General features: G+C 70.9%; 14 protein-coding genes and 1 pseudogene. 12 read left to right on the plus strand and 3 right to left on the minus strand.

Annotation, left to right across the window (positions count from 1 at the left end):
* Position 1 precedes the first annotated feature (1 nt).
* Positions 2–1,671, plus strand: a pseudogene (locus ACOQPQ_RS02215) (isochorismatase family protein).
* A complete protein-coding gene (locus tag ACOQPQ_RS02220) occupies positions 1,664–5,176 on the plus strand; it encodes an indolepyruvate ferredoxin oxidoreductase family protein (protein ID WP_420637812.1) in 3,513 nt (1,170 codons plus the stop codon). The pseudogene ACOQPQ_RS02215 and the gene ACOQPQ_RS02220 overlap by 8 nt, the downstream one beginning before the upstream one ends.
* A gap of 19 nt (positions 5,177–5,195) precedes the next feature.
* On the opposite strand, the gene ACOQPQ_RS02225 is transcribed toward ACOQPQ_RS02220, so the two are convergent.
* The 3 genes from ACOQPQ_RS02225 to ACOQPQ_RS02235 all read right to left on the minus strand — a co-directional run bounded on the left by ACOQPQ_RS02225 (position 5,196) and on the right by ACOQPQ_RS02235 (position 6,751).
* Complete coding sequence (locus tag ACOQPQ_RS02225) at positions 5,196–5,552, minus strand: Rieske (2Fe-2S) protein (RefSeq protein WP_420637813.1); 357 nt, start codon at positions 5,550–5,552, stop codon at positions 5,196–5,198.
* Positions 5,549–5,911: a 2Fe-2S iron-sulfur cluster-binding protein gene (locus ACOQPQ_RS02230; protein ID WP_420637814.1), complete on the minus strand. Its 363-nt coding sequence runs from the start codon at positions 5,909–5,911 to the stop codon at positions 5,549–5,551. The genes ACOQPQ_RS02225 and ACOQPQ_RS02230 overlap by 4 nt, the downstream gene beginning before the upstream one ends.
* An 84-nt stretch (positions 5,912–5,995) precedes the next feature.
* Positions 5,996–6,751: a TenA family transcriptional regulator gene (locus ACOQPQ_RS02235; protein ID WP_420637815.1), complete on the minus strand. Its 756-nt coding sequence runs from the start codon at positions 6,749–6,751 to the stop codon at positions 5,996–5,998.
* 158 nt (positions 6,752–6,909) lie between these two features.
* Here ACOQPQ_RS02235 and ACOQPQ_RS02240 point away from each other — a divergent pair, with 158 nt between their 5' ends.
* The 10 genes from ACOQPQ_RS02240 (at position 6,910) to ACOQPQ_RS02285 (ending at position 17,889) form a co-directional block, all read left to right on the plus strand.
* Positions 6,910–8,397, plus strand: a complete 1,488-nt coding sequence (locus tag ACOQPQ_RS02240) for a gamma-glutamyltransferase (protein WP_420637816.1) — start codon at positions 6,910–6,912, stop codon at positions 8,395–8,397.
* 55 nt (positions 8,398–8,452) lie between these two features.
* Entirely contained in the window at positions 8,453–9,394 is a 942-nt protein-coding gene (locus ACOQPQ_RS02245; RefSeq protein WP_420637817.1) for an ornithine cyclodeaminase family protein, read from the plus strand.
* A 32-nt stretch (positions 9,395–9,426) separates the two neighbouring features.
* Positions 9,427–9,900 carry a GlcG/HbpS family heme-binding protein gene (locus tag ACOQPQ_RS02250; RefSeq protein WP_420637818.1) on the plus strand — a complete coding sequence of 158 codons (474 nt, stop codon included), beginning with the start codon at positions 9,427–9,429 and terminating at the stop codon, positions 9,898–9,900.
* Positions 9,901–9,928: 28 nt separating this feature from the next.
* Positions 9,929–11,374 carry an aldehyde dehydrogenase family protein gene (locus tag ACOQPQ_RS02255; protein WP_420637819.1) on the plus strand — a complete coding sequence of 482 codons (1,446 nt, stop codon included), beginning with the start codon at positions 9,929–9,931 and terminating at the stop codon, positions 11,372–11,374.
* A gap of 28 nt (positions 11,375–11,402) precedes the next feature.
* Positions 11,403–12,173, plus strand: a complete 771-nt coding sequence (locus ACOQPQ_RS02260; RefSeq protein WP_420637820.1) for an SDR family oxidoreductase — start codon at positions 11,403–11,405, stop codon at positions 12,171–12,173.
* A gap of 160 nt (positions 12,174–12,333) precedes the next feature.
* Positions 12,334–13,950, plus strand: coding sequence for an ABC transporter substrate-binding protein (locus ACOQPQ_RS02265; protein WP_420637821.1), 1,617 nt, complete (start codon positions 12,334–12,336; stop codon positions 13,948–13,950).
* Between the two features lie 152 nt (positions 13,951–14,102).
* Positions 14,103–15,026, plus strand: coding sequence for an ABC transporter permease (locus tag ACOQPQ_RS02270; RefSeq protein ID WP_420637822.1), 924 nt, complete (start codon positions 14,103–14,105; stop codon positions 15,024–15,026).
* A complete protein-coding gene (locus ACOQPQ_RS02275; RefSeq protein ID WP_420637823.1) occupies positions 15,026–15,916 on the plus strand; it encodes an ABC transporter permease in 891 nt (296 codons plus the stop codon). Before ACOQPQ_RS02270 ends, ACOQPQ_RS02275 begins: the two co-directional genes overlap by 1 nt.
* Positions 15,909–16,889, plus strand: a complete 981-nt coding sequence (locus ACOQPQ_RS02280; protein WP_420637824.1) for an ABC transporter ATP-binding protein — start codon at positions 15,909–15,911, stop codon at positions 16,887–16,889. The genes ACOQPQ_RS02275 and ACOQPQ_RS02280 overlap by 8 nt, the downstream gene beginning before the upstream one ends.
* A gap of 22 nt (positions 16,890–16,911) precedes the next feature.
* Positions 16,912–17,889 (plus strand): ABC transporter ATP-binding protein, encoded by a 978-nt coding sequence (locus tag ACOQPQ_RS02285; protein WP_420637825.1) that lies wholly within the window; start codon positions 16,912–16,914, stop codon positions 17,887–17,889.
* Positions 17,890–17,941 lie beyond the last annotated feature (52 nt).

The following is a 17,941-nucleotide window of genomic DNA, read 5'->3' on the forward strand; positions in this document are numbered from 1 at the left end:
GATGAGCGCAGTGACAGCCCATTCCGAGGCGATCTGGGAGTTGATCGACGAGGGTGCCGAACTCGAACAGCTCGGAACCGGCTTCGACTTCACCGAGGGTCCGATCTGGCACCCGACCGAGCACCACCTGCTGTTCTCGGACATCCCCGGTGACGTCCGTCGCAAGTACACCCCCGGGGGCGGGATCGAGGAGGTGCGGCGGCCCAACAGCAAGGGCAACGGCATGACCTACGACGCCGATTTGAACCTGATCGTGTGCGAGCACGTGACGTCGTCGTTGGTGCGGGAGCGGACCGACGGCACCCGGGAGACCTTGGCCTCGCACTTCGAGGGGAAGGAACTCAACAGCCCCAACGACGTGATCGTGGCCCCCGACGGCGCCATCTACTTCAGCGACCCGTGGTTCGGGCGCATGCCGGTGTTCGGGGTGGAGCGCGACCGGGAGTTGGGCTGGCAGGGCGTGTTCCGGGTTCCCCCCGACGGCGGGGACCTCCAGTTGGTGGTGGCCCGAGACGAGTTCGAGATGCCCAACGGCCTGTGCTTCTCGCCGGACCGCAGCCTGATGTACATCAACGACACCCCCAACGCCCTGATCAAAGTGTTCGACTACGACGCCTCCGACGGCTCGCTCCTCAACGGCCGGGTCTTCGCCGACGGGATCGGCTCGGGCGTCATCGCCGAGGGCATCCCCGACGGCATGAAGTGCGACGAGGGCGGCAACATCTGGGTGACCGGCCCCGGCGGGGTGTGGGTGTTCGACGCCGACGGCCAACACCTCGCCACTGTGCAGGTGCCCGAGAACGTGGGGAACCTGACCTGGGGGGGAGAGGACTGGCACACCCTGTTCCTGCCGAGCAGCACCTCGCTGTACGCCATCGCCACCAAGGTCGGCCCCCACCGCGAGCCCTACATGGGCTGAGCCTCTCGGGGCGACCGGGGGGACCAAGCCGGCCCGGCCAAGGCGAGACCGGACGAACCGAGGCCGGACGAACCCAGACCGGACGAACCCAGACGAGACAAGAGACAGAGACAAGGAGAACCGCCATGGTGGAACTCGAACTGAACACCGACATCACGCTGGACCCCGATCGTTGTGCGCTGATCATCCAGGATCTGCAGAACGACGTAATGGTGGAGGGCGGGGCCTTCGCCGACTCGGGGGCCCCGGTCCACGCCGCGGCGCAGAACGTGGTGGCCAACGCAGCCCGGCTGGCCGAGGCGTGCCGGGCCAAGGGGGTGCCCGTCATCCACGTGTGGTACGTGGTGGAGCAGGGCGCGCCCGGCCTGAAGATCAACGCCCCCCTGTTCGAGGGGGTGGCCGAGGGGGCGCTGGTGCGGGGCACCTGGGGGGCGGCCCCGGTGGCCGGCCTGGAGGCGGCCGACGGTGACTTCGTGGTGGAGAAGATGCGGATGAGCGCCTGGGAGGGCACCAACCTGGAGCACATCCTGAAGGGCACCGGCCGCGACACGGTGATCGTGACCGGGGCCTGGACCAACATGTCCATCGAGCACACCTCGCGGACCGGGGCCGACAAGGGCTACTACATGGTGGTGCCCGAGGACTCGTGCTCCACGATCAGCCCGGAGTGGCACGCAGCCGCGATCAACTACGCCCTGCAGAACGTCTCCACGGTGACCAACACCGACGCCGTGATCCGCGCCTTTGGCTGAGGGGCCGGCCCTCTCGGGCACCGCCGGCTACCGCCTGGAGGACCGCTACCGGCGGGACGAGGGCACGGTCTTCATGTCCGGGGTGCAGGCGCTGGCCCGGATTCCCCTGCAGCAACTGCGGGCCGACCGGCGCGCCGGGGTGCGGACGGCGGCGTTCGCCTCGGGCTATCCGGGCTCGCCGCTGGCGGGCTTCGACCGGGAGGCCGACCACGCGGCCCGGTTGGCCGCCGACGACGGGCTGCGGTTCGTCCATCAACCCGGTCAGAACGAGGAGTTGGCCGCCGCCGCGGTGATGGGCACGCAGCTCGCCCACCAGATGAGCACCAGCCCCTACGACGGGGTGCTCGGGGTGTGGTACGGCAAGGCGCCGGGGCTGGACCGGGCCAGCGACGCCATCCGCCACGGGGTGTTCGCCGGGGCGGCCCCCCTGGGCGGGGCCATCGCCCTGGTGGGGGACGATCCGCTGGGCAAGTCGTCCACGTTGCCGTCGTCGTCCAACGTGGTGCTGTCGGGGCTGCGGCTGCCGGTGCTGTACCCCGGCGATGCCCAGGAGGTGGTGGACCTGGGGCCCCACGCGGTGGCGCTGTCGCGTTTGGCCGGGTCGTGGGTGGCCATGAAGGTGGTGACCCCGGTGGCCGATGGTTCGGGCACGGTGGCGTTGGGGGCGTCGGGGCAGGGGCTCCCCGTGCTGCCGCCCACCGACCACGTGCCCCGGCCGTCGGCCCAGCTCATCGCCCCGTTCAACCTGGAGATCGAGGCCGAGCTGCTGGAGACCCGCCTGGAGCTGGCCATGGCCTACGGCACGGCCAACCGGCTGAACCGGCTCTCGGCCGATCCCCCCGACGCGTGGATGGGCATCGTGGCCGCGGGCTACACCCACCACGAGGTCATGGAGGCCTTCGGACTGCTGGGCGTGTCGCCCGAAGAGGTGGGCGTCCGGGTGCTGGCGGTGCAGCAGCCCTATCCGCTCGATCCCGAGGTGCTGCGATCGTTCGGGCGGGGCTTGGCCGAAGTGTTCGTGATCGAGGAGAAGGACGCGGTTCTGGAGTCGCTGGTGAAAGAGGCGCTGTACGGGCAGGCCGAGCGCCCGGTGGTGGTGGGCAAGCGCGACGAGCACAACCGGGCGCTCATCCCGCTGGGGGGCATGGTGAGCGCCGATGCCATCGTGCGGCCCCTGCACGGGCGTCTCCGCCGACGGGTGGACGGGCAGCGGCTCCGGCCTCCGCCGCCGGAGCGCCCGGCCCGCACGCTCATCCCGGTGGCCGAGGCCCGCACGCCCTATTACTGCTCGGGGTGCCCGCACAACTGGGGAAGCAAGGTGCCGGAGGGAACGGTGGTGGGGGCGGGCATCGGGTGCAGCGGCATGGTGGCGCTCATGGACGAGGACCGGGTGGGCGGGCGCGGCGGCATCGGCGCCATGGGCACCGAGGGGGCGGCCTGGGTGGGAATGGCGCCGTTCGTGGACCTGGCCCACTTCACGCAAAACATGGGCGACGGCACCTTCTTCCATTCGGGGCAGTTGGCCGTTCAGTTCGCCATCGCCTCGGGCGTGGACATGACCTACAAGCTCCTGTTCAACGGGACGGTGGCCATGACCGGCGGACAAGACGCCACCGCGGCCATCGGGGTGCCCGAGTTGTGCGGGGTCCTGCTGGAGCAGGGGGTGGCCCAGGTGATCGTCACCACCGAGGACGTGGGGCGGTACCGAGGCGCGGCCATGCCCGATGGGGTGGAGGTGTGGCACCGGGATCGGATCGTGGAGGCACAGGAGCGGCTGCGGGGGGTGCCGGGGGTGACGGTGCTGGTCCACGATCAGCACTGCGCCGCCGAGCTGCGGCGGGGGCGTCGACGGGGGACCCGACCGACGCCGGCGCGTCGGGTGGTGATCAACAGCCGGGTGTGCGAGGGGTGCGGGGACTGTGCCGACGTGAGCGGCTGCCTGTCGGTGCAGCCGGTGGACACCGAGTTCGGCCGCAAGACCAGGATCGACCAGACGTCGTGCAACTTCGATTACTCGTGTTTGGAGGGCGACTGCCCGGCGTTCGTCACCGTGGAGGGGGGCGGGGAGGTTGCGGGGCGGGGCTCGGCCCCCGGCGGGGTCACGCCCCCCGACCCGTCGGAGCTGCCCGCACCGGTGCCGATTGTGCCGTCGGAGGAGGTGACCGTGCGGATGCCCGGCATCGGCGGTACCGGGGTGGTCACCGTGTCGCAGGTGCTGGCCACCGCGGCCATGCTCGACGGGGCCTCGGTGCGGGGGTTGGATCAAACCGGCCTGTCGCAGAAGGCCGGGCCGGTGGTCAGCGACGTCCGGCTCTCTCGGGCGGGCGCACCGTCGTCGAACCAGGCGCCCCAGGACGGGGTGGACCTGTATCTCGTGTTCGATCTGCTGACGGCGGCCTCCGATCAGCACCTGCGGGGGGTGTCGACGGCGCGCACCGTGGTCATCGGGTCGCTGTCGCGCACCCCCACGGGCTCGATGGTGCTGCACCCCGAGCATCGCCGCACGCCCACCGGCGAGTTGCAGGACGCCATTGACGGGGCCTCGCGGGCCGGGGACAACCGGTGGGTGGACGCGGCGGCCATCTGCACCGGGCTGTTCGGGGACTCGGTGGCGGCCAACGTGTTCCTGGTGGGGGTGGCCTACCAGTGCGGGGCGCTGCCCCTCGCCGCGGGAGCCATCGAGGAGGCCATCGCGCTGAACGGGGTGGCGGTGGAGCGCAACCGGGCCGCCTTCCGGTGGGGCCGCCAGTGGGCGCTGGACCCGTCGGTGGTGGAGGGGGCCGCCGGTCTGGGGGCCGCCGGGGCTGGGGCCACGGCGCGGGCCAGTGTGCCCGACCGGCTGGCGCCCAGGGTGGGTGCCCTGGCCGGCCGTACCGGGCTGGGGCCGGTGGTCGAGCGTCGGGTGGCCGACCTGGTGGACTACCAGTCGGTGGCCTACGCCGAGGGCTTCCTGGCGTTCACCGAGCGGGTGGCCGACGCCGAAGCCCGCGTGGGCGACGGCTCGTGGCCGCTGACCGAGGCGGTGGCGGTGAACCTGCACAAGCTGATGGCCTACAAGGACGAGTACGAGGTGGCCCGCCTGCTGTTGGCCCCCGAGGCGGAGGCCGAGATCGCCGCGGTGGCAGGCGGCGGGGCCAAGGTCACCTGGCAACTCCATCCGCCGGTGCTGAAGGCGTTGGGCCTGAAGGGCAAGATCGGCTTCGGACGGTGGGCCCGCCCGGCCTTGGTGGCCCTGCGGGCGGCCAAGCGGCTGCGGGGTTCACGGCTCGACCCGTTCGGGGCCACCGCGCTGCGGCGTCTGGAGCGGGCGTTGCCGGGGGAGTACCGAGAGGCCGTCGAGACGGTGCTCTCGGGGCTGGATGCGGGCAATCACGCCGAGGCCGTGGCCATCGCCGGGCTGCCCGACCGGGTGCGGGGGTACGAGGACCTCAAGATGCGCCGGGCCGGGGAGTACCGCATCCAACTGGCGCGCCGCCTCGGGGACTTTCGCCCCGCCGCCCGCTGAGGGCGACGCCCCCGCGGGCTCAGCGGTCCTGGGCGTCGGGGATGTTGGAGGCGCTGAGGTTGATCAGGACCATGTCGTCCTCGATCCGGGTGGGATGGACGGGCTGGGTTTCCTCGCGCTCTTTGCAGTAGCCGGTTTCCAAGTCGAAGGCCCATTGATGGCCGGGGCAGACGATCCGCCCGTTGAAGATGGTGCCGTTGACCAACTCCCGCTCCCGGTGGATGCAGATGTTGGCCAGGGCGCAGGCCCGTCCCTCGTGCCAGAGCAGGACGATCTCGCCGACGTCGGTGTCGATCTTCAGCTTGCGGCGCTTGGCGAGCACGTCAACCGCCACGGCGGCCACCCACCGGTCGGCGTCTTCTTCGGGGGCGGTCACTGGCCGTCCTCGGCGTCCAGCCACTCAGCCAGCAGGCGCTTTCCGGCCCGGGAGTCCTCGTCGATGCTCTTCTGGTCGGGGTCCCAGTAGAGCGAGACCGGACCGGAGACGTAGGTCTGGCACGCCAGTCGGACCCCTTCGTCCAGCAGGTCGCCCAGGAGTTCTCGCTCCCGGCGCTTGGGGGGGCTCAGGTGCTCGGCGCCGTCCACGATGCGGACCCGGTCGGTGCCGCACAGGCCGGTGGCGCACTTGAAGGGAACTCCGCACTTGTTCCGCAGCGCCACCCGCAGCAAGTTGACGTCCTCGCCGTCGGGGAAATCGACATCGGTGCCGGAGGTCAGGAACCTGATGGTCGGCATGGACAGCGGCCTCGGTGGTGGTGCTGGGAGGGCGGCGGTGGCGAACGTCGTCGGGGGCCGTCGCCGGACGGGGAGGGGCGGGGGTCAGGCGACGCCGAGCAGTTCCCCTTCGGGGGCGGCCTGCCAGTCGCCGAGGTCGGGGGCCACGTAGGTGTCGTAGAGGGCCTTGGTGTAGGCGAAGCGCATGTCGGCCCCGTCCCGGGTGATCTCGATGCACCGTTGCTGAAGATCGGGGGTGTCGGCGTACTGCACCACGATCTGAAAGCCCCGCTCCCCGTGGATCTCGTCGGAGGTGATGTGGAGGTCGAAGAACTCGGCCTCGTCCTCGGTGAACCCGTACACGTCGGGGTCGAGCAGCGGCGGGAGTTGCTTGCGGTAGATGCTGGGCACCTGGGATTCGAGGCCCACGACCAGGGCGGCGGTGGCCACGGTGAAGTGCTCGCGGAAAGCCACCGCATAGCACCAGGACTGCAGTCCCCGGGTGACGGCGGTGATGTTGCGGGGATCCTCCACCGCCTGGCGGGTGGTGCCGCAGGCCTCGGCGAAGCGAATCAGCAGCTCGGTGTGGCGGATGTCGCCGATCTCTTCCTCCCACATGTTCTGCAGTAGGAAGTCCTTGGCGGAGGCGGCGGAGTCCGGGGTGTTGGCGTAGATGTAGGCCAGGTAGTCGGCGAACGGTCCGACGTAGTGGTAGTGGTTCTCGGCCCAGCGGGCGAAGTGCTTGCGCTGGAGCTTGCCCTGGGCCCAGGCCTGGCTGAAGGAGGCGTCCTTGGCCTCGCGGCCCGACATGGCGTCCTGGAGCGCAACCCGGAAATCGTCTTCGGAAAGTAGATGTGCCATTCTCGTGAGGCCTTTCGTATCCGAGGGTCTTTCGTGGCGAAGGATTCGGTGCCCGACGGTGAGATTCGGGGGTTCCATGCAGCATACCGGTACGGTCGTCGCCGAGCAGGACCGAGGGTCGGCGGGGGCTTCCCCGTGAGGCGACCCGAGGTTGGCCGGTGAGCGCCCTGCGACCGGTGGGGGCCGTGCCCGTCATGGCCGAGCAGTGTTCCGCCCGGGGGGTCGGGGGCGTGACCGCGGCGGCGGCCCCGCAGGCGGCCCGGATCGGAGCCGCCATGCTGGAGCGGGGGGGCAACGCCTACGACGCGGTGGTGGCCGCCGCTCTGGCCGAAACGGTGCTGTTGCCCCCCAAGTGTGGTCTGGCGGGCGACCTGGTGGCGTTGAGCTGGGCCCCGCAGGCGACCCGCCCGGAGGCGTTGATCGCGGTGGGCGGTGCCCCGGCCGGTTTGGCCGACGCCGCCCGCCGGGGGGCGCTGGGGGCGACCGGCCCGGTGTCGGTGGGGGTGCCCGGCGCGCCCGCGGGCTACCGGGCGCTGGCCGAGCGGGGCACCCTGGCCATGGCGCAGCTCGCGGCCCCGGCGGTGCGCCTGGCCGACGAGGGATTCGCCTGGGCGCGTATCTGCTCGCTGTTGGCCGAGGAGTCGCGGGAGCTGCTCGGGGTCCACAACCCCGACGGGACCGTCTACCTGCCGGGGGGTGACCCCATTGCGCCGGGCACCGTCACCCGCCTGCCTGGACTGGCTCGAGCCATGGAGATGTTCGGGGCCGACCCGGAGTCGTTCCTGCGGGGCGACGTGGGCGAGGCCATGATCGCTCGGGTGCGGGACGCGGGCGGGGTGCTGCGGGCCGAGGACATGGCGTTCTCCGGGGCGGCGTGGGTGGAGGTGGCCTCGGCCACTGGGCTGCTGGGCACCTGCTTCGTCACGCCCGCCCCCACGCACGGGCCGTCGCTGCTGGACGTGGTGCAGGCCGTCGGCGCCCGCGGGCCGCTCAGCCAGGGCGACCTCTACCGTCACGTCATGGACGCCATCGCCCGGCGACGGGCCACCCTGGCCGACCCGTCGGGCACCTCCATGGTCAGCGCGGTGGACCGCACCGGGCAGATGGTGACCGTCATCCACTCCAATTCGTTCCCCCAGTTCGGCAGCGGCCTGGTGGTGCCGGAGTACGACCTGGTGTTGTCCAACCGAGCCGGACGGGGCTTCAGCACCGAGGAGGGCCACCCCAACTTCCCCCGGCCGGGCCGCAAGCCCGCCACCACGCTGCACGCCTGGGCCATTGCCCCCGGCGACGGGCGGCGGGTGCAGGGGGCGACGCCGGGAGGGGCCAATCAGATGCCCTGGAACGCCCAGACGCTGGCCCGGTTGATGCACCGGCCAACCGCCGTGGCCGACGCCGTGGCCGAGGCGGTGGTGGAGGCCCGGTGGGAGTGGCGCAGCGACGACGACGGGGTGCGGGTGGAGGAGGGGATGGCCGACGCCGAAGTGGAGGCCTTGGGGGCGGTGGCCCCACGGCTGGAACGGGTGGGCCGGTGGGGGCTGCGGTCGGCCATGCAGATCGTAGTGGACGACCGTCCCGAGGGTGCGCCGGGCACGGCGATGGCAGTGGTCGATCCCCGTACCGGCGGCGGGGTCTGCGCCCTGTAGCCTGGCCGCTCGCCGGCCCCGACCAGCGACCCGAGGACGGAGGACGAATCAGCCCGTGGAGCATCTGGACGAAGCCACCGTGGCCGCCCTGCTGGACCCGGCCGAGATGACCGACATCCTGGACCGGGTGTTCACCGAACTGGGGCGGGGGGAAGCGGCCTCCACGGTCCGGGTCCGGGCCCAGGCCGGGGGTGGCATGGCCTCGGCGATGGCGGCGGTGATTCCGTCCATGGGGGTGTCGGGGGGCAAGGTCTACGCCACCAAGGCCGGTCGCTTCACGTTCCACGTGGTGCTGTTCGACCTGGACGGCAGGCTGCTCTGCTCGATGGACGGCGGCGCGCTGACCCAGGTGCGCACTCCAGCGCTGTGTGCGGTGGCCATCCGTCGGTTCGCCTCGCCGTCGGCCCGGACGGCGGCCCTGCTGGGGACCGGGGTGGAGGCGGTGCCCCACCTGGAGATGCTGGCCCGGGAACTCCCGTTGGAGGATCTCCGGGTGTGGGGCCGCTCCGCTGAGCGGGCCCAGGGGGTGGTGGATCACGGCGTGGCCCGCGGGATGCCGGTCCGACGGGTGGACCGGTCGGACGAGGCGGTGGCCGGCGCCGAGGTGATCGTGGCGGTCACGTCGGCCAACCAGCCGATCTTCGAGGCCTCGGCGGTGCGGGATGACGCTTTGGTGTGTGCGGTGGGGGCCACCAAGCCGGAGCGTTGTGAGCTGCCGCCCGAGTTGTTCGCCCGGGCGGGGGCGGTGGTGGTGGACTCCCTGGAGGGGTCCCGCAGTGAGTGCGGGGATCTGCTGCACGCGGTGGCCGAGGGCTGCATCTCCTGGGACGCGATGGCCGATCTGGCCGACGTGCTGGGGGGCTCGGAGCGGTGGTCCCGGCCTGATGGGGATGGTCCGATCATCTTTGAGACCCAAGGCGTTGCCATTCAGGATGTGGCCGGGGCAGCATCGGTATGGTTCCGCCACCGAGGCGGCGGCGTCCGCCGGCAACGCTGAGACCACCAACCCGCACAACGAGGAGTCCAACCGTGATCGACACCAAGCAACTCACCCTCGAGGAGGCCAACCTGATGCTCGACGCCGCCCAGGCGGTGGCCGAGGAGCGGGGCGTGCCCGAGACCATCTGCATCTCCGACGCGGGCGGCTGGCCCATTGCTCTCCGCCGCCTCGACGGGGGCAAGCCGACCAGCCCCCAGATCGCCATCGACAAGGCGTTCACCGCGGCCTGCCATCGGCGCCCCACCCATACCTACACCAACGCCCAGCCCAACCAGGAGGCCTTCGGGATCAACAACATGCACGGCGGTCGCTTCACCATCTTCGTGGGCGGCTGGCCCATCGAGGTGGACGGCCAGGTGGTCGGCGGCGTGGGCGTGAGCGGGGGCCACACCGCCGACGACATCGCCTGCTGTCAGGCGGCCATCACCGCCCTGCTGGAGAGCCTGGGTCAGAAAGCCGACTTCTCCAAGTGGGACAACTGGTCGGCCCCGCCGGTGGCATAGCGGCCCGGCCCGCACAACCCGTCTGCCCATGACCTTCGAGGTACAGAACCGAATTGGCGACGCCCGCCAACCGGCGTCGGACGGGGCCACCCTGCAGCGCCACGACCCGGCCGACGCCCGCACGCTGGTGTCGGTGGCCCCGGAGTCCACCGGAGACGACGTGGGCGCCGCGGTGGCCGCGGCCGCCCAGGCCTTTCCCGAGTGGTCCCGGACCACGCCCTCGGCCCGGGCCGCCCTCCTGGAGAAGGCGGCCGGGGTGTTGGCGGCGGCGTCCGATGAGATCGGGGCCGAGATGGTGGCCGAGATGGGCAAGCCCCTCGGCATGGCCCGCAAAGAGGCGGCCCGGACGCCGAAGAACCTGGAGCTCTACGCGGCCGAGGCCATTCGTCTGACCGGGGTCACCTACCCGTCGGACGACCCGGGGGCCACGGTCTACTCCGAGCGCGAGCCGGTGGGGGTGGTCGGGGTCATCACCCCGTGGAACTTCCCGCTCAACCTGGCCAGCCGCAAGATCGGCCCGGCCCTGGCCGCGGGCAACACGGTGGTGTTCAAGCCGTCGCCCATGACGCCCCGCATGGGTGAGCGGCTGGGGGAGGCGTTCGTGGAAGCGGGTTTTCCCCCAGGGGTGGTCAACACCGTCCACGGAGTGGCCGCCGGGGCCCATCTGGTGGCAGACGAGCGGGTCGGGGCCATCACCTTCACCGGCTCCACCGCCACCGGGGCGAGGATCCACGACGCCGTGGGGCTGGGCCGCCGCTTGCAGCTCGAACTGGGGGGCAACAACCCCATCGTGGTGTTGGCCGACGCCGACCTGGACGCCGCGGCCCAGGTGGTGGCCCAGTCGAGCTTCTCGCTGTCGGGGCAGGCCTGCACTGCGGCGGGGCGGATCCTGGTGGCCACCGAGGTCCACGATGCCCTGTTGGACTTGGTGGTGGCCAAGGCCGCTGCCCACGTGGTGGGCCGCGGCACCGAGGCTTCCACCACCATGGGGCCGCTCATCGACGGGCGGGCGGTGGAGGCGATGGCCGAGGTGGTGGCCGACGCAGTGGCCGCCGGGGCCAGGGTGGTGACCGGCGGATCCCGCCTGGAGGGCGATCTGGCCCACGGCCACTTCTTTGCGCCAACGCTGTTGGCCGATGTCGATCCCACCATGGCCCTGGCCCGCACCGAGGTGTTCGGCCCGGTGGTGGGGTTCGAGCGGGTGTCCGGACTGGAGGAGGCCGTCGAGCGGGCCAACGCCGGCGACTACGGCCTGACTTCTGCGATCTGCACCACGAGCATCGCCGCCGCCCGCCGGTTCGCCATGGCCATTCAGGCCGGGACGGTGCGGATCAACCGCCCGACGGTGGGCGCCGCCTTCAACGCTCCCTTCGGCGGCACCAAGCGGTCGGGAACAGGCACTCACCGCGAGCAACTCGGCCCCACGGTGATGGACTTCTACACGTCCCTCAAGACTGTGTTCTTCGGTTCGTGAACCCGGCCCGCACCCCGAAAAGGGCGTGATGGATCTCGGATTGGGAGGCCGCCGGGCCCTGGTGCTGGCCTCCTCCAGCGGGCTCGGGGCCGCGGTGGCCGCCGGCCTGGTGGCCGAGGGGGCCGCGGTGGCCGTCACCAGTCGAGACGCCGAGCGCCTGGCCCAGGCCCAACGGGCCACCGGCGCGACGGTGGGCGTCCTGGGCGATCTGACCGAGCCGGGCACCGCCGAGCGCTTCGTCCACGAGGCCCACGCGGGCCTGGGCGGGCTGGACATCCTGGTGGTCAACACCGGAGGGGGGAGTCCGGGCGGGATCCTCGACAATGACGCCGCCGATGACCGCCGGGCCTACGGGTCCATGCTGGCCCCCGCCCTGGAGGCCGTGCGGACCGCCGCGCCCCTGCTGCGCCGGTCGGACCAGGGGCGGCTGGTGTTTCTCACGGCCCGTTCGGTGGCCGAGGCCAGCACCGACCTGGCGTTGTCGTCGGTGTTCCGGTCGGGGGTGGCCGCGGCGGCCCGCTCGTTGGCCCTGGATCTCGCCCCGGAGGTGCTGGTCAACGTGATCGTCACCGGCCAGTTCGACACCGCCGCCCTGGAGCGATTCGAGGCCGCCCGCGCCGCCCGTGAGGACCGCCCGCCCACCGAGGTTCGGGCCGAGCACATCGCCCAGATACCGCTGGGGCGCATCGGCGAGGCCCGGGAACTGGCCGATGTGGTGGTGTTCCTCTGCAGCGCCCGGGCGAGCTTCGTGACCGGGACGGCCCTACGGGTGGACGGCGGGGCCATCAAGGCGTTCTGAGGCAAACTCGGTTCTCGGGCCGGCTTCCATCTGAGGCAAGCACAGAGTGAAATCCGGGGCAACACTCGGTTGTCTCGGGATTGACCTGCAAGGCTGTTCACGGTAAACAGAACGTGATTCGAGGCGGCCGGTGAGGGCTGCCCTGTCAAGGAGGGAACCCGTGCCCAGGAAATTCCGATGGTTGATGCTGCTGCTCGTCTTTGCGCTGTTCGCGGCAAGTTGCGGCAACGATGACGACTCGGGTGCCGGAGGCGGTGACGAAGCCCCGGCCCCGTCCGGCGACACCGACACCGGGAGCGATGACGGCGCCGACGACGGCGCCGACGACGGCAGCGACGACCCACCGGCCCCCGCGCCGGAACCGGTGTCGATCACCATTGCCCTGGGGTCGGAGCCCACCAGCCTGGATCCCCATCTGGTGGACGACGGTGGTGAGCGGGCGGTGAACGACAACGTCTACGAGACGCTGCTGGCCCGCACGCCCAACGGGGACCTGATCCCCGGTCTGGCCGCCGACATGCCCACCCGGCTGGACGACACCACCTGGCAGTTCACCCTCCGCGACGGCATCACCTTCCACAACGGGGAGCCTTTCAACGCCGATTCGGTGGTGGCCAGCGTGCATCGGATCAGCCGCCTCATCGACGAGGGCGTTACCGACAACGACGGCTTTTTCGCCTCCCTGAGCGGTGCCGAGGCGGTTGACGAGTTGACCGTCAACATCACCACCGAAGCCCCCGACGGCGTGCTGCCCTCCCGCATGTACTGGCTGAAGATGATCCCCGCATCGGCCGAGGATGCCGCCGACCTGTCGGACTCGGTCATCGGCACCGGTCCCTACCAGCTCACCGACTGGACCCGAGGCGAGAGCGTCACCCTGGCGGCCAACCCCGACTACTGGGACGGCGCCCCGTCGATCACCGACGTGGAGTACCGGTTCGTGACCGAGTCGGGCAGCCGCTTCGCCGGTCTGTTGTCTGGCGACTACGACCTCATCACCAACCTCAATCCCGAGGACGTCCCACAGGCCCCGCAGGCGGCCACGGCCCAGGGTCAGGAGCACCCGGTGCTCATCCTGGACGCCGACGAGGGCATCACCGCCGACCGCAACGTGCGGGTGGCCCTGAACCTGGCGGTGGACAAGGAAGCCATCGCCAACAGCCTGTTCAGCGGGTTCGCGGTGATCGACGCCGGGCAGCTCCTCAGCCCGTCGATTCTGGGACACAATCCGAACATCGAGGCCTACCCCTACGACCCCGAGCAGGCCGCCCAGTTGATCGAGGACGCCGGTGTGGCCGGAGAGACGATCACCCTGGTCGGCGAGTCCAGCGGCCGCTGGCTGCTCGACGCCGAGCTGGTCCAGGCCGTGGCCGGTTACTGGCAGGAAGCGGGCCTGGACGTCGACCTCCAGCTCCCCGAGTTCGGCGAGTATCTCGACGTGCTGTTCGACCGGGAGAGCCGGGCGGATGCCATCTTCGTGTCCAGCTCGAACGACATCCTCGACGCCGACCGCCAGCTCAGCACCTACTACCAGGCCGGCGGCATCGGCAGCTCCAACAGCAACGAGCAGCTCTCCGGGTTGATCGACGAAGCCCGAGCCGAGGTGGATGCCGACGCCCGGGAGGCCCTCTATCAGGAGGCCGTGCAGATCGCCTACGACGAGGCCTACTTCGTGTGGCTGATCAACAACGAGGACATCTACGGCCTGTCGGAGCGCATGTCGTGGAGTCCTCGGGTGGATTCCAAGCTGCTCATCAAGGAGATGAGCGCCGGCTAGTCGCCGCTTCGGCCACCAGCCGCCACATCGTCGGGTCGGGGTGGACCGGGCCAAGGTCCGGGCCACCCCGCTCCTGAGCCGTCGCCCGCCGTCCAGGGCCCGAGGCCGGACCCCGGTCGTGGGCTGGCGGCGGTTCTGACCCAGGGGGATCGATGGGACTGTTCATCATCAGGCGCATCGGCCAGGGGCTGGTCGTGGTGGTGGCCGCCACCATCGTCGTCTTCCTCCTCACCCGGGCCTTCACCGACCCGGTGGACTTCATCCTGCCCCTGGAGGCCACCCAGGAGGAGCGCGAGGCCCGTGAGGCCGAACTGGGCTTCGACCGCCCGCTGGTGGTGCAGTTCGGCGACTACGTGAGCGACCTGGCCCGAGGCGACTTCGGGGATTCCCTGTGGCAGCCCGGCCGTTCCACCATGGACATCGTCGGCCAGACGCTGCCCAAGACCCTGCAGCTCGTGGCCGCGGGCATGTTCCTGGCCATTGCCCTGGCCCTGCCCCTGGGGATGATCGCCGCCCTGCGACCGGGCAGCATTCTGGACCGCCTCTTGGTCACGCTGTCGCTGGCCGGGCTGTCGATCCCGCAGTTCTTCGTGGGCCTGCTGTTGATCATCATCTTCGCCGTGCAGTTCCAGTGGCTGCCCGTGGGGGGCTACGGCGGGTTGAAGCACATCATCCTTCCGGCCATCGCCCTGGCCCTGCCCGCGCTGGGCCGCCTGACCATGGTGGTGCGGTCGGCCATGATCGACGAACTCAACAGCCAGTACGTGCGGGCGGCCAAGGCCAAGGGCATGCCCACCCGCACGGTGGTGGCCAAGCACTCCCTGCGCAACGCGGGCGTGCAGGTGCTGACCCTGTCGGGCTGGGAGATCACCCGGGCCCTGGCCGGGTTCACCGTGGTGGTGGAGCGGGTGTTCGCCTGGCCCGGCTTCGGCTTCTTCGCCCTGGAGGCCATCCAACGCCGGGACCTGTTCCTGTTGTCCACCATCGTGTTGATCGCCGCCGTCTTGGTGGTGGCCATCAACGTGATCGTGGACATCCTGTACAAGGCCATCGACCCGAGGATCGAACTGTCGTGATGGCCGAGCTGTGGCGGGACAAGGCCGGATTCCTCGGCGCCCTGTTCCTGGTGCTGCTGGTGGCCGCCGCGGTGTTCGCCCCGCTGGTGGCCCCCCACGACCCCGGCCAACAGGACATCATGAACCGGCTGCAGCCCCCGGTCTGGGACAGCGACGGGGACTGGAGCAACGTTTTGGGTACCGACACGCTGGGGCGCGACATCCTCTCCCGGCTGATCTACGGGGCCCGGGTGTCGCTGTTCGTGGGGCTGGCCGTGTTGGTGATCGCGGGCGTGGCCGGGGTGCTGGCCGGGCTGGTGGCCGGCTACCGGGGGGGACGCACCGACCGGTTCATCATGCGGGTGGTGGACACCCAGATCGCCTTTCCCGGCTTGTTGATCGCGATTCTGTTGGCCTCGCTGCTCGGCCCGTCGGTGCGCACGGTGGTGATCGTGCTGTCCATCAACGGCTGGATGATCTACGCCCGCATGACCCGGGGGGTCGTGCTGTCGGTGAAGGAAACCCCGTACGTGGAGGCGGCGGAGATCATCGGCTGTCGCCCCCGGCGGGTCATGCTCAAGCACATCCTGCCCAATCTGGCCGCCCCCATCAGCACCCTGGCCGTGCTGGAGTTCGCCCGCATCGTGCTGGCGGAGGCGGCGTTGTCGTTTCTGGGGGTGGGGGTGAAGCGCACCGACATCTCGTGGGGCCTGGACGTGGCCTCCGGTCAGGACCAGGTGTTCAACTCCTGGTGGTTGGTGGTGATGCCCGGCATCGTCATCTCCTTGACGGTGCTGTCCATCAACCTGGTGGCGAGCTGGCTGCGGGTGGTGGCCGATCCCCAAGAGCGGGAGAAGCGCCACGCGGTGTTGTACGCCCGCCGGCTTCGGGAGGCCGTCGCCCATGGGTGAGCGGTTGTTGACGGTGGACGACCTGCAGGTGCGGTTCTTCACCCGCCGGGGCGTGGTGCAGGCGGTGCGGGGGGTCTCGTTGCACATCGACCGGGGCGAGACCGTCGGCCTGGTGGGGGAGTCGGGCTCGGGCAAGACGGTCACGTCGCAGGCCATCCTGGGGTTGACCGAGCTGCCGGGGCGGATCACCGGCGGCGACGTGACCTGGAAGGGCCGGTCGCTGGTGCGCGGCCCCGACGCAGGCGCCGAGCTCAAGCGGGTCCGGGGCAACGAGATCTCCATGGTGTTCCAGGACCCGATGACCTCGCTCAACCCGGTGTTCTCCATCGGCAACCAGCTCACCGAGGTCACCCGGCGCCACCTCGGCTACACCCACGGGCAAGCCAGGGAGCGGGCGGTGGAGTTGCTCGACCTGGTGGGCATCTCCAACCCCCGGCAGCGGTTCAAGCAGTATCCCAGCGAGTTCTCCGGCGGCATGCGCCAACGGGTGCTGATCGCGATGGCGTTGTCGTGCGAGCCGGAGCTGCTCATCGCCGATGAACCCACCACCGCCCTGGACGTGACCATCCAGGCCCAGATCCTGGAACTGTTGGCCGACATCCAGGACCGCCTCGGCCTGTCGGTGCTGTTGATCACCCACGATCTGGGCGTGGTGGCGGGCATGTGCGACCGGGTGTGCGTGATGTACGGCGGTCGCCTGGCCGAGGTCGCCCCCGCCGACGACCTCTACGCCCGACCGGCCCACCCCTACGCCCACGGCCTCATCAAGTCGACCCCCCGGGTGGACGAGGTGCAGCCCCGGATGGTGTCCATCGACGGCGCCCCGCCCGACCTGTTGGACCCCCCGCCGGGCTGCCCGTTCACCGACCGGTGTGCCTGGGCCACCGACCGGTGCGGTCGGGAACTGCCCGAGCTCACCCCGCTGGAAGAGGGGAGGAGCGTTGCCTGCTGGCACCCCTACGCCGCCGCCTGAGGCCTCGGCCGGGCCGCCCCCGGTGGGTGAGCCGCTGGTGCAGGTGGAGAACCTCAAGATCCACTTCCCGGTGGGACGCGCCCCCTGGTGGGGCGACCACCGCAAAGTGGTGCACGCGGTGGACGACGTGAGCTTTGACATCCGAAGCGGGGAGACGCTGGGGCTGGTGGGGGAGTCGGGTTCGGGCAAGACCACCACCGGACGGGCCATCCTGCGCCGCATCCCCCCCACGGCGGGGACCATTCGCTTTCGGGGCCGCGACATCACCGGGACCAAGGGCGAGGCCCTGCGCCATCTGCGCAAGCACATGCAGCTCGTGTTCCAGGATCCGTACGCCAGCCTGAACCCGCGGATGACGGTGGCGGAGCTGGTGGCCGAACCCCTGGTGGTCCACGGCATCGTGAACCGGGTGGCCGACGCCCGCGACCGGGTGGTCGGCCTCCTGGAGCGGTGCGGCCTGCCGGAGGAAGCGGCCGATCGCTACCCCCATGCCTTCAGCGGCGGACAACGCCAGCGGGTGGGCATCGCCCGGGCCCTGGCGCTGGAGCCGGAGTTCATCGTGGCCGACGAACCGGTCTCCGCCCTGGACGTGTCCATCCGGGCGCAGGTGGTCAACCTGTTGCAGGACCTGCAGGACGAGCGGGGCCTGACCTACCTGTTCATCGCCCACGACCTGTCGGTGGTGCGCCACATCTCCCACCGCATCGCCATCATGTACGCCGGGCAAGTGGTGGAGCTGGCCGACCGGGACACCATCTACCACCACCCCGTCCACCCCTACACCGAGGCCTTGCTCTCCAGCGTGCCCATCCCCGACCCCCCGGTGCAGCGGTCCCGGCGCCGCATCGTGCTGGAGGGCGAGATTCCCGACCCGGTGAAACCGCCTCCCGGTTGCCGCTTCGCCTCGCGGTGCCCCCTGGTGGAGGAGCGTTGCCTGGAGGAGGCCCCGCCGTTGACCGTGCGGTCCGAAACCCACCGAGCCGCCTGCTGGGTGCGCTGAGCCCGACTTCGACGTGCCCGTTCGTTGCCCTTGGTGTGTGCCCGGCCCGCGG

This window comes from Candidatus Poriferisocius sp. (assembly GCF_965219775.1).
Classification (GTDB): Bacteria; Actinomycetota; Acidimicrobiia; order Acidimicrobiales; family Bin134; genus Poriferisocius.

Excerpts from the sequence above, each read along its gene's own strand:
- ACOQPQ_RS02230 (WP_420637814.1), bottom strand. The coding sequence starts at position 5,911 with ATGCCGACCATCAGGTTCCTGACCTCCGGCACCGATGTCGATTTCCCC.
- ACOQPQ_RS02235 (WP_420637815.1), bottom strand. The coding sequence starts at position 6,751 with ATGGCACATCTACTTTCCGAAGACGATTTCCGGGTTGCGCTCCAGGAC.
- ACOQPQ_RS02255 (WP_420637819.1), top strand. The coding sequence starts at position 9,929 with ATGACCTTCGAGGTACAGAACCGAATTGGCGACGCCCGCCAACCGGCG.
- ACOQPQ_RS02260 (WP_420637820.1), top strand. The coding sequence starts at position 11,403 with ATGGATCTCGGATTGGGAGGCCGCCGGGCCCTGGTGCTGGCCTCCTCC.
- ACOQPQ_RS02270 (WP_420637822.1), top strand. The coding sequence starts at position 14,103 with ATGGGACTGTTCATCATCAGGCGCATCGGCCAGGGGCTGGTCGTGGTG.
- ACOQPQ_RS02275 (WP_420637823.1), top strand. The coding sequence starts at position 15,026 with ATGGCCGAGCTGTGGCGGGACAAGGCCGGATTCCTCGGCGCCCTGTTC.
- ACOQPQ_RS02280 (WP_420637824.1), top strand. The coding sequence starts at position 15,909 with ATGGGTGAGCGGTTGTTGACGGTGGACGACCTGCAGGTGCGGTTCTTC.